The 13,325-nt window shown below is 49.3% G+C and carries 14 protein-coding genes and 2 tRNA genes; 8 read left to right on the top strand and 8 right to left on the bottom strand.

The window, feature by feature from the left end:
• Window positions 1-125 precede the first annotated feature (125 nt).
• Entirely contained in the window at window positions 126-2,495 is a 2,370-nt protein-coding gene (locus FO446_RS19525; RefSeq protein WP_237901076.1) for a UvrD-helicase domain-containing protein, read from the bottom strand.
• 71 nt (window positions 2,496-2,566) lie between these two features.
• A complete protein-coding gene (locus FO446_RS19520) occupies window positions 2,567-3,931 on the bottom strand; it encodes a hemolysin family protein (RefSeq protein WP_232773773.1) in 1,365 nt (454 codons plus the stop codon).
• A gap of 284 nt (window positions 3,932-4,215) precedes the next feature.
• Here FO446_RS19520 and FO446_RS19515 point away from each other — a divergent pair, with 284 nt between their 5' ends.
• Entirely contained in the window at window positions 4,216-4,938 is a 723-nt protein-coding gene (locus tag FO446_RS19515) for a YitT family protein (protein WP_173608344.1), read from the top strand.
• A 9-nt stretch (window positions 4,939-4,947) separates the two neighbouring features.
• Window positions 4,948-5,877, top strand: a complete 930-nt coding sequence (locus FO446_RS19510) for an MBL fold metallo-hydrolase (RefSeq protein WP_232773771.1) — start codon at window positions 4,948-4,950, stop codon at window positions 5,875-5,877.
• Here the strand turns inward: FO446_RS19510 and FO446_RS19505 are convergent.
• Window positions 5,847-6,209, bottom strand: coding sequence for a hypothetical protein (locus FO446_RS19505; protein WP_047068510.1), 363 nt, complete (start codon window positions 6,207-6,209; stop codon window positions 5,847-5,849). The two genes, FO446_RS19510 and FO446_RS19505, sit on opposite strands and share 31 nt — an antisense overlap.
• Before the next feature lie 107 nt (window positions 6,210-6,316).
• Here FO446_RS19505 and FO446_RS19500 point away from each other — a divergent pair, with 107 nt between their 5' ends.
• On the top strand, window positions 6,317-7,162 hold the full coding sequence (locus FO446_RS19500) for a PHP domain-containing protein (RefSeq protein ID WP_173608342.1): 846 nt from the start codon (window positions 6,317-6,319) through the stop codon (window positions 7,160-7,162).
• Window positions 7,163-7,224: 62 nt separating this feature from the next.
• Here the strand turns inward: FO446_RS19500 and FO446_RS19495 are convergent, their stop codons facing one another.
• Together FO446_RS19495 and FO446_RS19490 are read right to left on the bottom strand one after the other, a co-directional pair.
• Window positions 7,225-7,647: a DUF3995 domain-containing protein gene (locus FO446_RS19495; RefSeq protein ID WP_232773770.1), complete on the bottom strand. Its 423-nt coding sequence runs from the start codon at window positions 7,645-7,647 to the stop codon at window positions 7,225-7,227.
• A gap of 105 nt (window positions 7,648-7,752) precedes the next feature.
• The gene (locus FO446_RS19490; RefSeq protein WP_237898865.1) at window positions 7,753-8,268 is read right to left on the bottom strand and encodes a TetR/AcrR family transcriptional regulator; all 516 of its coding nucleotides are present in this window, start codon (window positions 8,266-8,268) and stop codon (window positions 7,753-7,755) included.
• A gap of 201 nt (window positions 8,269-8,469) precedes the next feature.
• On the opposite strand from FO446_RS19490, the gene FO446_RS19485 reads away from it, so the two are divergent.
• Entirely contained in the window at window positions 8,470-9,369 is a 900-nt protein-coding gene (locus FO446_RS19485; RefSeq protein ID WP_173608339.1) for an NAD(P)-dependent oxidoreductase, read from the top strand.
• A 99-nt stretch (window positions 9,370-9,468) separates the two neighbouring features.
• Here FO446_RS19485 and FO446_RS19480 read toward each other — a convergent pair whose 3' ends face one another.
• Both FO446_RS19480 and FO446_RS19475 read right to left on the bottom strand, forming a co-directional pair.
• Window positions 9,469-9,924, bottom strand: a complete 456-nt coding sequence (locus FO446_RS19480) for a GNAT family N-acetyltransferase (protein WP_237898863.1) — start codon at window positions 9,922-9,924, stop codon at window positions 9,469-9,471.
• Between the two features lie 77 nt (window positions 9,925-10,001).
• Window positions 10,002-10,511, bottom strand: a complete 510-nt coding sequence (locus FO446_RS19475) for a YjcG family protein (protein WP_173608337.1) — start codon at window positions 10,509-10,511, stop codon at window positions 10,002-10,004.
• Window positions 10,512-10,656: 145 nt separating this feature from the next.
• Between FO446_RS19475 and FO446_RS19470 the strand changes: the two genes are divergently transcribed.
• On the top strand, window positions 10,657-10,815 hold the full coding sequence (locus FO446_RS19470) for a hypothetical protein (RefSeq protein ID WP_237898861.1): 159 nt from the start codon (window positions 10,657-10,659) through the stop codon (window positions 10,813-10,815).
• Between the two features lie 2 nt (window positions 10,816-10,817).
• Here the strand turns inward: FO446_RS19470 and FO446_RS19465 are convergent, their stop codons facing one another.
• Window positions 10,818-11,522: an alpha/beta hydrolase gene (locus tag FO446_RS19465; protein ID WP_173608335.1), complete on the bottom strand. Its 705-nt coding sequence runs from the start codon at window positions 11,520-11,522 to the stop codon at window positions 10,818-10,820.
• A gap of 176 nt (window positions 11,523-11,698) precedes the next feature.
• Between FO446_RS19465 and FO446_RS19460 the strand changes: the two genes are divergently transcribed.
• From FO446_RS19460 to FO446_RS19450, 3 genes are all read left to right on the top strand, one after another.
• Entirely contained in the window at window positions 11,699-12,292 is a 594-nt protein-coding gene (locus FO446_RS19460) for a phosphatidylglycerophosphatase A family protein (protein ID WP_173608391.1), read from the top strand.
• Window positions 12,293-12,656: 364 nt separating this feature from the next.
• Window positions 12,657-12,733, top strand: a tRNA-Ile gene (locus FO446_RS19455).
• Window positions 12,734-12,758: 25 nt separating this feature from the next.
• Window positions 12,759-12,834, top strand: a tRNA-Val gene (locus FO446_RS19450).
• Window positions 12,835-13,325: the final 491 nt, after the last annotated feature.

Here is a 13,325-nt window from a genome sequence, read left to right as displayed (position 1 = left end):
AATAGCAGGCCCTGCTTTCTCGCATACTATACCCAAAATGCGTGAAAGGGGGCCTGTTTTTTATGTTTCCATTGATTACGAACATGGAAGAGTTTTTGATTTATATGGGCGGCGGCTTTCAGTACTTACCTGCCCATCTCGGCGATGAAGCGGGAGGTACGGGTCTTTCGTCCGAATCGCTCCCGGGGGATACCGATACACAAGCTGTGACGGGCCCGGGTAATCGCGACGTATAGGAGACGGCGTTCTTCTTCGAGCGCACCCGAGCTGCCTTTACGCAGCTCGTCCAATGTGTACTCATGAGGAAGGGCACCTTCTACCAGATCGGGCAAGAAAACGTGGTCGTATTCAAGACCTTTTGCCCGATGGATGCTTAAAACATGAACAGCTTCGTCCGGGAGTGGCCGCATCGTGCGCCACTCTTTTTCTTGTCGCGCCATTTGATCAATATAAGCCAAAAAATCGCTGATCGTCGCATGGCGCTTGGAAGCTGCCAGTATTTGCTGCAGCTCGTCGTTCCAACGTTCCCGGCCATCTTCCCGGTCTTTCGCTCGTTTTTTTAGATAGTCGCGCAGTTTGCCATCCTCATAGATGAGCTCAAGCGCTTGAGCGGGTGGAACATCTTTGCACGCGGTGAGAATCTCGTTGATTTGCTGCATATGCTTGCGCTGATACGGTTTGAGCTGTGCCAAATGCGGAAGAACGTGCAAAATCGGCTTGTCCTCGATGATCGCTTGGCTGCGCAAGGCATTCCACATTTCGGCTGAGATGTAGAGGGTCGACAATATTTCTTTTAGCGCATCGGTGTCATCCGGGTTTAACGCGAGCCGCAAATAATTCAGCGACCAGCGAACCGTCTGGCGTTGGTAAAAAGAATCTTCCTCTTGTGTGTAATGAAACGGAATCCCTGCTTCGCTCAGGCGCTCCAAAATGGGGCGTGCAGATTCATTGGTACGGTATAAGATGGCGCATTCACCCAAAATGGCACCCTGCTCGCGACGATGGATAATTTCATCGACGATCCGGGAAGCTTGTTCTTCTTCGTCCTCTGGCTCGAATAAATACGTGTCGCCTTCCTCGCGATGAAAGGACTGGCATTCCTTTGCCCAACGCTCCCGATTGTGACCGATCAGCGAGTAGCCAAGACTGACGATCGAGGAATGGGAACGGTAGTTGACCTCGAGCGTAAATGTCGATGCCTGCGGAAAGTCTTTGGTGAAGCCCAAGATGTACTGCGGATCACTGCCGCGAAACCCGTAAATGGACTGGTCGTCATCCCCGATGACGCACAAATTGTTTTGTGGAGCAGCTAATAGCTTTACCGTCTCATACTGGATGCGATTGATATCCTGAAACTCATCGACCATCACGTAGGTAATGCGTTCCTGATAACGGCGCAAGAGACTTGAATCATCGCGCAGCATTTCATAGCAGCCAATGAGCATGTCGTCAAAGTCAAACCATTGATGTTTTTTCTTTGTGGCCTCATATAGAGGATATAGCTGGATCGCCCGTTTTTCTGCATCGCTCGTTGTTTCCCGGTACGCGACCTCCTGGGGGAGGATGTATTCGTTTTTCCAACGGCTGATAATGCCGAGTGCTTCGGTAATCTCTGTTTCTTTTAACGTAGCAAGCTCGTCATGACCGAGCAGTGCGCCTGTCTCGCGCATCAACCGCCATTTTTGCCAATCCTTTTTCAAGAGGCGCTGCTGATCCCAGCGTTCTGGCTGGTGATGCAAGAGCATTCGGTAAAAGATGCTGTGGAACGTACCAGCAATCAGCTCACGTGCTTGTCCAGCGGGTAGCTGCCGGGCAATGCGCTGACGGATTTCATCGGCGGCTTTGGTTGTAAAGGTCACAACCATGATTTGATTCGGCTTTACGCCCAACTCTGAGATCAAGTGAGTCGTTCGTGCAGTCATGACGCGCGTCTTGCCACTTCCTGCTCCAGCGAGGATGAGAAAAGGCCCCTCGGTAGCGTGCACCGCTTGCTGTTGTCCCGGGTGCAGCGATTGATCACGCATTTGCTCAGCCATGTGAGAGATGGTCTTCTTCGGCATCAAGCGTTTGCGGAAAACCGGTGGCTTCGGAGCTGGCGGGGGAGGCGTCGTGCTCGAGCCAATCGTTCTCTTTTTCGGAAGGCGGAAGGAACCGATGGTCGTTGTATTTGCTTCGTCTTCGTCTATGGATGCCTCGCTGTGATCTTTTTCGGCCGTAGCAGTCAAGACAGCCTGAAAGGCAGTGGCAGCCGTCTCATTAATCGCTTGCAGCGAATCGAGAGGAGCAGGACCATTTTCCGTCAGAAGCGGGCACTCTGCTCCCTCAGGATGGAAGAAATGCGGCTCAAAGCTGATGCCAGCATGAAGGCGAAGCGCTGATGCACAGGCTGGACAGCGTACCTTGTCCTGCCGGGCAGCCATGCGCCAAAACGGTATGCGGTTGTAGTTCTCAGGTAGCAACAGGATGGGTTTGTTGTCTAGTAAAGCGTAGTTCATCATGACACCTCGGAAACAAGAAGTGCCCCCTGTCGGCAGGGGACACTTGCCATTATGGTTGTTTTATTCGATTAGGAGTGCAGCGACACCATATCCTCAGGAAGAGGGGACGAATCTTCTGCTCCCAAATACGTGATGCTCACCCGTGTAATGCGATGGTTTTCCAGTTCACTAATCGTAAAAAGATAGCCTTGGAATGTGACGGTTTTGCCTTTCGCGACCTCTTCATTTAACTGGCTATAGAGCCATCCGGCAATGGTGTCGACTTCGTCGGAAATGACTTCAATCGATATATAATCATTCAGTTCTGTCAAGAGAGTTTTGCCGGAAACCGAGAGCGTATTGCTAGAGCTTTCTTCAATTTCAGGGCGCTCATTTTCATCGAACTCATCCTGAATATCACCGACGATTTCCTCCAAAATGTCCTCCATCGTTAACAACCCTGCTGTACCTCCGTATTCGTCAATCACGATGGCAAGCTGGGAACGGCGTTTTTGCATTAAGCGCAAGACGTGGCTAATTTCCATGGACTCCGGCACCGTCAATAATGGGCGGAGAAAATCAGTTAACTCTGCCTTCCCGGTCGTCAGTGCAGAGAGGTAAAAATCTGAGATGTGCACAAAGCCAATCAGCCTGTCCTTATCCTCATGAGCGACGGGAAAGCGCGAATGGCGAGACTCTCTCATAATTTCGAGGTTTTCATCAAACGTGTTGTCGTCGTAGAGGCAAATCATATCAATCCGTGGGATCATAATTTCCCGGGCAAGACGTTCGGAAAACACGAAGACATTGTCGACGAGAGCCATCTCGGTCTGGTCAATGTGACCACTTTTATGACTCTGGTTCATGAGGAGGCGGATTTCCTCTTCGGTATGAGCAGATTCGTTTTCGGTGGCGGGCTCGATTCCAAGGCGTCTGATCAGTAAATTGGCTGCTCCGTTTAAAAACCAGATGAGCGGATAACTCAGCTTGTAGAAAAACATGAGCGGTGCGGCTGTCCAGAGGGAAGTGGCCTCTGCTTTTTGGATCGCCAAAGATTTAGGAGCAAGCTCTCCGAAGACGATATGTAAAAATGTGATGATAGCAAAAGCGATCGCAAGTGAGGTCGGACCGACCAAATAAGATGGGAAATAAAAAAATGCCATGACGGGCGCGACGTAATGGGCGACGGCAGGTTCACCAACCCAGCCTAAACCTAGCGAAGCCAGCGTAATCCCGAGCTGGCAGGCGGACAGATAGGCATCGAGCTCTTGTGTGACTTTTTGCGCGTAGCGGGCACTTTTGTTATTGCCTTCGCTGACGAGCTGGGTCAGACGAGTTTGGCGAACTTTTACCAACGAGAATTCTGCTGCGACGAAGAAGCCGTTCAGAAGAACCAAAAAAACCACAAGCAGCAGATTCAGCGTAATCTCCCCTATCGGACTCTCCAAGCACACCTCCGCCTCCCGCAGTGCGAAAGGTGGAGCACTCACCTCCGATACGATAATGGTATTGTACATGTACGACCAAAAAGAGATAAATATTCAATCGAAAACCTGCAATGGAATACTATTCATGAGCCGTGCCACAGGTTTTCTTGTTACTCGTAAGTATACCAATAGGTCAACCGAACAGTCAAAACGTTCCGATTTGAACGAGCGCATTCTGAGGCAATGCTTGGACATACCTGCTTCTTTTCGATCATAAACATAAACGAGCACGGTCCGAGGAGGAGAGCGACATGTACTGGCTGCAAAAAAGTGTAGCGATTCTCACAGGAAGCGTGCTTCTAGGCATTGGAGTCAATCTGTTTTTGGTTCCGCATCGCCTAATGGAAGGGGGCATGATCGGGATCGGTTTGTTGGCGACATATTACATGCAGATGCCGACGGGGTTGGTAATGATTTTGATAAGCATCCCTGTGTATGTCATCGTCTTTTTTTATGATCGCCGATTGTTTTTTCACAGCTTTCACGGCATGCTAATTTCTGCCTTCTTTATAGATATTCTCTCGGACATGCGTGGTTGGAATCTATGGTCAACTTCCTTTTCCGCAATTACTGGCGGTGTCTTAATCGGAATGGGTGTCGGCTTGATGCTTGCCTACGAGACGAATACGGGCGGGACAGACCTGCTCGCGCAATTTCTTGCCAGACGATACAAGCTGCGCGTTGCTTTGCTGATTTTTTTCATCGATGGGCTGATCGTACTTTGTTCTACGCAAACGATCGGGATGGAAAGAATGATTTTCTCTTTGCTGACAATCGTCGCAGTTGCGGCAACTACGCATATGTTCAGTGGGCTCGGGCGACCTTTGCCACCATATACCATCATTGGCCCGCTTATTTCGCGTAAAATGGATGATCACTCCTCACGACTCTATGTAATCACTGGCACGACATTTAGGAACAGGGGAGGGGAAGGCGATATTTTGGAGAAAATAAATAGGAAAAGGATGAAATGAGGGACTGTTTTGTCTGGACAAGCATTTCAAATGATAACGGAGCGTGTCGGCTATTTTCCCGGTCATGTTAACATAGGACTTGTCATTGGTGAGCGTGGAGCGATCCTGATTGATTCTGGTCTGGATACCCAAAACGCCAAAAAAATCAAGAAAGGACTGGACGCTATCGCCCAGCCCTTGTGTGCAATCATTCAAACGCATTCTCATGCCGACCATTTCGGTGGCAACGCCTACTTGCTCGGATGCTGGCCCGAAGCAAGGGTCTATGCGCCACCTCTGGAAGAGGCGATCATTCGGAATCCGATACTTGAGCCCATTTACTTGAACATGGGTGCAGCCCCACTTGCGGATCTCCAAAACAAGTTTTTGCTGGCGCAGCCTTCTCGGGTGGACCACCTCCTTCCACTGGATGAAGGGATCGAGATAGATGGCGTACCTTTCTTTATCCTTTCTCTGCCGGGGCATAGCTGGCAACAGGTTGGCGTCGTCTGTGACGAGATTTGCTTCGCTGCCGACAGTTATTTAGGCGAAGAGGTTTTGGAAAAGCACAAGCTGCCGTTTCTTGTAGATGCGCATGAGACCTTACTCAGTCTTCATAAACTGCTTGCAACCAACTACAAGGGATACTTGCCTGGGCACGGAGCATATACCACCACCTCTCATGATGCCGTGAATAAAAATATTGCTTGGCATGAGCGGATTTTCTCGGTGATCTGCGACATTTTCGTAGAGGAGAGAACACCAGAAGAAGCGTTAGCTCTCCTGTGTGAGCGTTTACACATTTCCATAGAAAATGCTTCGAGTTATGTCCTGTTTCGGACAGCGTTTATGGGTTACTTGGTCGGGCTGCAGAAAACAAAGAGGGTGGTATACCGGTTTGAACAAAATCGGTGGTTGTGGAGAACTGTTCAGGATGGAGCCGAGGGAGCAGAAAGGTAATCGGCGATTTCTGCTAGCTTATGCTCTGCAGCTTCGCGGACGGCCTTGGGAATGAAAAATACTTCTTCGGATGAGGTGTTCATATAGAACTTTGCTTCCAAATACGGATGACCCAGTTTGACATTCAGTTCCCCTTTTCCGGTCGTTGTGCTGGTGTAGTTCGTAGGGATGCGCAAAAAATACGCGCTGCTGCTGGCGGAGTCGTACATGACGACATCGTACGTGGGCATACTGTCCCCGCCTGATCGATGAAAGCCTTGTTGCCGCAGCATTTTGTCAACATAAGAGAGTGGCTGAACGACACCGGTAAGGGTCTTGTTTTTTAACCGCATGGACATCCTCCTCGGTTCAACCATTGGGAATCGAAGCTTAGTCTCATACTATGTACGGCAATGCCGATTCAGACTTGTAGAATAAAGAAAAGAAGGAGTGGACGAGGATGGAACTTAAGGCAGATTTACATACCCATACAAAAGCGTCAGACGGTACCTGTGAGCCTGCGGAAAACGTACGTTTGGCGAAGGAGGCAGGACTTGCTGCACTGGCGATCACGGATCACGACACGGTAGCGGGGATACCAGAAGCAATGGAGGCAGCCCGCGCAATCGGCGTGGAAATCATTCCGGGAGTGGAAGTGAGCTCCGTAGGGAAGGGGCAGGATATTCACGTTCTTGGCTATTTTGTCCCGTATGAAGACCCGGCTTTTGAAGAGCGACTCTTCCGTTTGCGAGAGACAAGACATGAGCGTAACCAACTGCTGATCGCAAGGCTGCAGGAGCTCGGCATCGACATTTCATTGGAAAAGGTATACCGCCGCAAGCAGGGCACGGACAAAAACATCGGGCGACCGCATATTGCAGAAGAACTGATTGAGCTGGGTGTCGTTTCAACGATCGCAGAGGCCTTCGATAAGTACTTGGGCAAAGGGGGAGCGGCTTATGTCAATCCTCCACGTATTACCCCGCAGGAAGCGATCACGCTGATCCAAGAGGCCGGCGGAGTGGCGGTGCTGGCTCATCCAGGTCTGTATGACGATGATGAGCTGGTCGAAGAGTTGATTGTATTCGGATTGGACGGGATTGAAGTCAATCACCCTGACAACGATGAGGTTCAAAAATTGCGCTACAGCAAGTGGGCAGCGCAATACGGACTTGTTGTAACGGGCGGTTCTGATTTCCATGGCTGGCGTGGAGAGGAGCCGTTTCATGCGATGCTCGGCTCTCATACGGCAACGATGGATGCTGTTGAACGGCTACGTGCGATTGCGGCGAAGCGGAAGGTGTAATTCATCCATACGAAACAGAAGCGACCCTCTTCTTTTTTATGGGAAGAGGGTTTTTTGTGAGCTTAAAACAATGCGAGCAAAAAGGATATCCCTAACCACAAGCATAAAGGGGTATACAATGCCGTATCTTGACGGGCAAACTTCGTATTTTTTACTTTTTTAAAAAAGCCAATATAGGTAAAGTCTCCCACAGCGCGTAGAACGAATACAGCGGCACAGGCAATGCATCCCCATTGAATCAAAGAAGGGGCTAATACAGGCGGGAGGTAACCGTTTTGGGCGAGCAAAATGTAAGCGGCACAAGCCAGCAAGCAGGCTACGACGATCGTACCGCCTTTCCCGGGGGAAAAAGTCCGGCGTGAATGATCGGCTGTTGTGGGAATGACGGAATCAGTCCCCCATTTTCCTCCGAATGCCCAATAGAAATGCAGCAAGGACACGATGACTAAGAAGATAGCAGATGAGATGGTGAAAACATGCGTCATGGGAAGGCCTCCTATGATTCGTAAGGTTTTTTTCGAAAGATACGCATTCGTATGTTTTTGGGTGAAAAAATCCCTGCGCAAGACAATCTGTCAGGCAGGGGGTATTCAAATCCAATTCATAAAATGATCCAAGGGTACGGACATATCAAAAGGCGCTTCCAGCTCTCGGCGCACGAGCCAACCAATATAGAGGAGATACGCGAGTTGAGCACGTGCCGTTGCATCGGTCGGAGCCAGCCCTTTTTTCTCATACAAGGAGGCAACGAAGCCGATCCTGCGCTGCTCGATTTCCACGAGACGCTTGGATAGGGGCGGATGCTGTTTCGCCCAGTTGTAGATGGCGGCCTCAATTTTTCGCTCGCTGCTAAAAACGCTCGACAACAGCTGTTCCAACGACATGTTGTCCGAGTGTGGCGCTCGAATGATTCGCTCCGTCGCATGCTCCTGCCAATAATCGATCATGGAGTCCAGAAGCGCTTGACGATCTGGAAAGTGATGATAAAAGCTACCCTTGCTGATCTTCAGTTTTCTGGCGAGGGGTTCCACGCGAACAGCGTCAATGCCTGCTTCAGCCAACATATCGAGCCCTGCCCGAATCCAATCTTCACGTACGTATTGCATAGCTCACCTCAAAAGATACGGAATCGTATGTTTCTGAGTTCATGTTATTCCACCTGGTGAGAAGTGTCAAGAATCATTGAATTTTGTATTGACATTCACACTAGTGTAAAGCTTTAGAATCGCAATCAAGAGCAACAGACCTTGTATGCAGCTCTTGATCATCTCGCTTGAGAAAAATAAAAGGAATGGAGTGTCAGATCGATGAAAACAACATCAATTCCCGCGTCTGTAACAGTTATTGGCCTTGGCCATATGGGAGTAGCACTCGCGGATGCTTTTCTAAAAGGCGGTCATCCAACGACTGTCTGGAACCGCTCAGCAGATAGAGCCAAAGGTCTAGTCGAGAAGGGGGCAGTGCTGGCGGGCAGTGTAGATGAGGCAATCTCGGCAAGCAACTTGGTTGTTGTTTGCTTATCGACCTACAAAGTCATGCATGATCTGCTAGAGCCCTTGAAAAATGAATTATCAGACCGTGTCATCGTCAACCTCACCACCGGAACCCCGGAGGACGCACGCAAGACAGCCAAGTGGGTAAGCGAACGCGGTGGGCAATATCTCGATGGAGCGATCATGGCTATCCCTCAAATGATTGGACTGCCCGAAACACTCATTTTCTACGGTGGGTCGAAGGCTCTATTTGAAGCATATGAACCGACATTGAAACTGTTGGGAGGTAACGCTGCCTATCTCGGTGAAGACTATGGAGTTCCGTTGATCTATGATTTGTCGCTGCTTACCATGATGTATGGGGCTTGGTATGGCTCTATGCATGCACATGCCCTATTAAGTACGGCAAACATAACAGGAACAGAGTTCCTTCCATACGCAACCAACTGGGTAAATCACTTGATTGCGCCGCTCTTGACAGACCCGGTTGCCGCACGTGCCCGTGATGAAGGAAACTTCACGACCGATGTGTCCAATTTGAATACGAACAAACTAGGACTTGAACACATCATCCATGCCAGCCAGGAACAGGGAATCCCCGTTGATTGGTTGATGCCATTGCTAGAATTGGCCACACAGAAAGTAGCAGAGGGCTACGGTGCTGACTCTTTGGATCGCGTGATTGAGGCCATCCGGAAACCGCTGGTGAAATAATTTTTTTCTCAATGAAAAACAACCTCGCTTCGCATGATGATCAGCGCGAAAACGAGGTTGTTTTTCCAAATGAGGGAATGGAGCTGCACGCAGTTTCTGTTATTCGCGAATGGATTTGACCATCGCAATATGCTCGATACCTGCATCGTCAAATAAGTCGCCAAAAGGCTCATAGCCGAGCTTTTCATAAAACCGTTGGGCTTGCGTCTGTGCGTTCAGTTTCAGGCTGTCATACCCGTGTTGTTTAGCCAGCGCTTCCATCTCAAGCATGATTTGGCGGCCCAGCCCGGTACCGCGTTCTGTTTTGGCAACCGCCACCCGTTCAATTTTTCCCACGCATGGTGCGTAGGTGCGGATACGGCTTGCGCCCACTGGCTTTCCATCGCGGTAGGTCACAAAATGAATCGTCTCGCCATCCAGTGTGTCATGCTCATCGATTTCCAACTCTTCCGGTACTTCCTGTTCCTCGATGAAAACGACACGGCGTACAGACAGGGCATCCGCCAATTCTTGTTCAGTGGTGACTCTTTGGATCTGGTAGGTTTGCAGGTTCATCGATATTCGTCCTTTGTTAGAAAATATCCCTCCCTACGATTATTCGCAGGGAGGGTTGGTGGTTAAGGAAAGGGTGTTTATTTTTTGAGAAGGAAAGTCTGGTAAACGCTCCAGATGCCATCCTCGAGCTGATAAATCAAGTGGAAGCGATCAATTTCGCTGTTCAGGTCAATTTTTGCCATACTCAGTTGGCCGGTTACATCCCGCAGCTCATCGTCGGACAGGTCGCGCCCGATGGTCAGATGCGGTACGTATGCGTAGGTTTCTTTTTCATTCACACACTGATTGGCAATCTTTTGATGCAACTCGTTAAATGGTTCCTTGTTTTGCACAGCCAAATAGATCACGTTGGTGGTAGGGTGGAAAGAAGATACCCGATGGAAATGAGCCGAAAAGCTGTCGGTAGAGGAGGCAACCTGCTCCAGATGGCTCACAAGCTCAGGAAGCTTGGCTTCGTCCAGCTCAAAGGCTTCCTTCAAACGAATATATGGAGGAACCAAAGCATAGCCCGGGTCATAACGTTTCCGGTAAGAGTTGGCTACTTCTTGCACCTTGCTAGATGGGAATATTACGATACTGTACATCATCAGAACCACTCCTCCTTACTATCTATCATGCTCTACAAGATCTTATTTTAACAGAAAATTCTTCATTTGTGTAATGTTAAGCGTGGGTCCGTATATTCCTTGCGCCAAAGGAAAGACTGTGTAGTGCAAGGAGGTGCCGCACTGCATGCATACGGCTATGATGATCACATTCATTTTTCTCGTCCTGCTTCTATTGTCTGTGCTGACCTTCACGATCTTGACTGCGATACGAAAAGGGGAGTTCGAAGATGCTCTCGTATCGACGATTAAGGATGAAGGTTCGCAAGAAGAACAGCCACGGTAAGTTTACCCGTAAAGCGTCTTTAGCATACGCGGTAGATTGCGCTGCCAGTGGCCCCACGTATGGTCACCCTCAAACGTTTCATAAACGAGGGTGGCTTTTTTCGTGCCCAAAATCTCGCGCAGCTCTTCATTGGCCGCAAGAAGATTCAATGTGCCGCGCCCTGTGCTTACTGCCGTTTCCTCCGTCCCGATCTCCAAATAAATGGTCTGCGGTACGGAAAAGTCAGTGTCAGCTACCAAGCGATTTAGCTTTGCGTCCATGGCAATCGACTGGCAGGCAACTTGTCCAAACGTATGTGGATAGTTGAGCGCCGTGAACAGAGAGACAACTCCGCCCAAAGATTCGCCAAGAAGTGTTCGTGCGTTGCCCAAAGGATGTGTGGAGTAATGCGTATCGACATAGCTCACGACTTCTTCGGCGAGGAAGCGACGGTAGGCCATGTGCTCCTTGCCATCCGGATGATAACGGTCGTTCCGTTTGCTTTTCTCGACAGGGAGAAAGACAGCGATGATATCAGGCAATTCTTTGTCCCCATTCAATTGATCCAGCAAAGAAGCCATTCTGCCCATTGCCAAGTAATCTTCTCCATCTTGTACGAAGAGGACTGGATACGAGTAGAGTGGCGAGTAGCGTTGGGGTGTGTAGACAATCAGCTTTTCCGGCGTCCCCAAATGCCGGCTTTCCAAGATGATTTCCTCAAGGGCCACTGCGGTGTCCTCCTTATGGGATATTCCTGTTCATTATTATACAGGAGCGAGCGGGCATGCCCAAGAGTTTGGGTGCAGAGTCAGGCTTTGGGCGAAAGATTGTCGCAATTTGGTCAGCGTGTGATACTATGGTAGGAAACGACTTCACTCGATTTGTGGAAGGGGTTGTCTCTTATATGAAGAAGCAAGTACACAGCATCGAAGTCAGAAACGCTGCTCTCGCACGTTTGGCAGAACGCGGAGTGACGGTGGATGATATCGCAGAAATCGTCTATCTCATGCAATCGCCTTACCATCCAGATCTCACGATGGCGCAGTGCATCGAGAGCGTGAACGCGGTCTTGGAAAAAAGGGAAATGCAGCACGCCATCCTGGTTGGCGTTGAGTTGGATACGTTAGCAGAGAAGGGCCTCTTGTCTGAACCGCTTCAATCCATTATCGCGTCAGATGAAGGACTGTTCGGATGCGACGAAACATTGGCGCTAGGCTCCGTATTTGGATATGGAAGTATCGCAGTTACCACCTTTGGACATTTGGATAAGCACAAGGTCGGCGTGATTAAAAGGCTGGATACCAAGTCGGCAGAGGGACGCGTTCACACATTTTTGGACGACCTCGTGGCGAGTGTGGCAGCCAATGCTTCTAGCCGCATGGCGCATCGGATGAGAGATGAGCAGGAGGCGGACTTGGTACGAAGCGAGGCGTTGAAGCAACAGGAAGCCGAGTTGCGTGTCGAGGAGAAAGGGAAAGGTACGGAGCAGGCGGGGTAGGTTAGGTTTGGGATGATGGAGTTTGTTTCAATCGTTACCTAATTATCTTGTTTCTTTTTGTAACCTTTCTTGGATTGCCTTAAGTCTGTCAGGAGCCAATTCTTCACCGGTGGAGCTTAAGTGCCTTGATGCAGTCATGTATGATGCGATGCCATCATGCAAGGAATCCCATGTTTTGGTAGGGGATGTGGGCAGCAGCGGTGGGGAATGGCTTTTTACAGGTAAAAACAAGCCTGATTTCACTGGGTTTCTTAGTGTTCTTTTGGTACGAGTGAAAATTTTTACAAGAAATTATTCATTTCCTCTTGAAATCCATTTTACGATGCTGTATAGTAATAAATGTGATCGACGTCCGATACGATTCGGGCCCTTAGCTCAGTTGGTCAGAGCGGTCGGCTCATAACCGATTGGTCGTAGGTTCGAGTCCTACAGGGCCCACCATTAAACGATCACACATATATCCCATGATCCGGTAGCTCAGTTGGGAGAGCACCATCTTGACAGGGTGGGGGTCGCTGGTTCGAACCCAGTCCGGATCACCATAATATAAACGCTAGAACCCTTGAGAAATCAAGGGTTTTTCTTATGTTTATAACGACCCCACTAGTTCCCTTTTTTACGATCAAGAGCAAATTGGTGCCGAAGTGGTGCCCTTTATTCGACTAAAGATTTTTTGGTGCCATTTGGTGCCGAAAAGAACATTTCCCCGAAAGCATCCGCTGTTTCCTTTTGCATGTGTGGTGTAATGTGCGAGTAGCGATCCAGCATCTTCACACTTGACCATCCCATACGCTCCGCTATGCGTTTATTGTTCTCTCGCATTTTCAAAGCATAACGACATGAGTATGACGTAGATCGTGAAATCGAATTCTTTTCAGTCCTGCTTTTTCAGTAAGGCGATGAATGGTTAGTAATTACTTCTGATTTATGAAAAAGTTTGAAGCATAGATTAGACCGCCTACGGGTGGTCTTTTCTTTGAAAGAGATTTGCATTCTTAGTTAGGTGTGCCATGTGTACAAGTGAATTCAGGTT

The organism is Brevibacillus brevis (assembly GCF_022026395.1).
In the GTDB taxonomy this organism is placed as follows: Bacteria; Bacillota; Bacilli; order Brevibacillales; family Brevibacillaceae; genus Brevibacillus.
The sequence above is the reverse complement of the archived record's forward strand: the minus strand, read 5'-3'. Positions and strand labels throughout refer to the sequence as shown.

Bases quoted from the DNA above. Each gene is read 5' to 3' on its own strand.
- FO446_RS19525 (WP_237901076.1), bottom strand. From the start codon at position 2,495: ATGAACTACGCTTTACTAGACAACAAACCCATCCTGTTGCTACCTGAG.
- FO446_RS19515 (WP_173608344.1), top strand. From the start codon at position 4,216: ATGTACTGGCTGCAAAAAAGTGTAGCGATTCTCACAGGAAGCGTGCTT.
- FO446_RS19505 (WP_047068510.1), bottom strand. From the start codon at position 6,209: ATGCGGTTAAAAAACAAGACCCTTACCGGTGTCGTTCAGCCACTCTCT.
- FO446_RS19500 (WP_173608342.1), top strand. From the start codon at position 6,317: ATGGAACTTAAGGCAGATTTACATACCCATACAAAAGCGTCAGACGGT.
- FO446_RS19495 (WP_232773770.1), bottom strand. From the start codon at position 7,647: ATGACGCATGTTTTCACCATCTCATCTGCTATCTTCTTAGTCATCGTG.
- FO446_RS19490 (WP_237898865.1), bottom strand. From the start codon at position 8,268: ATGCAATACGTACGTGAAGATTGGATTCGGGCAGGGCTCGATATGTTG.
- FO446_RS19485 (WP_173608339.1), top strand. From the start codon at position 8,470: ATGAAAACAACATCAATTCCCGCGTCTGTAACAGTTATTGGCCTTGGC.
- FO446_RS19480 (WP_237898863.1), bottom strand. From the start codon at position 9,924: ATGAACCTGCAAACCTACCAGATCCAAAGAGTCACCACTGAACAAGAA.
- FO446_RS19475 (WP_173608337.1), bottom strand. From the start codon at position 10,511: ATGATGTACAGTATCGTAATATTCCCATCTAGCAAGGTGCAAGAAGTA.
- FO446_RS19470 (WP_237898861.1), top strand. From the start codon at position 10,657: ATGCATACGGCTATGATGATCACATTCATTTTTCTCGTCCTGCTTCTA.
- FO446_RS19460 (WP_173608391.1), top strand. From the start codon at position 11,699: ATGAAGAAGCAAGTACACAGCATCGAAGTCAGAAACGCTGCTCTCGCA.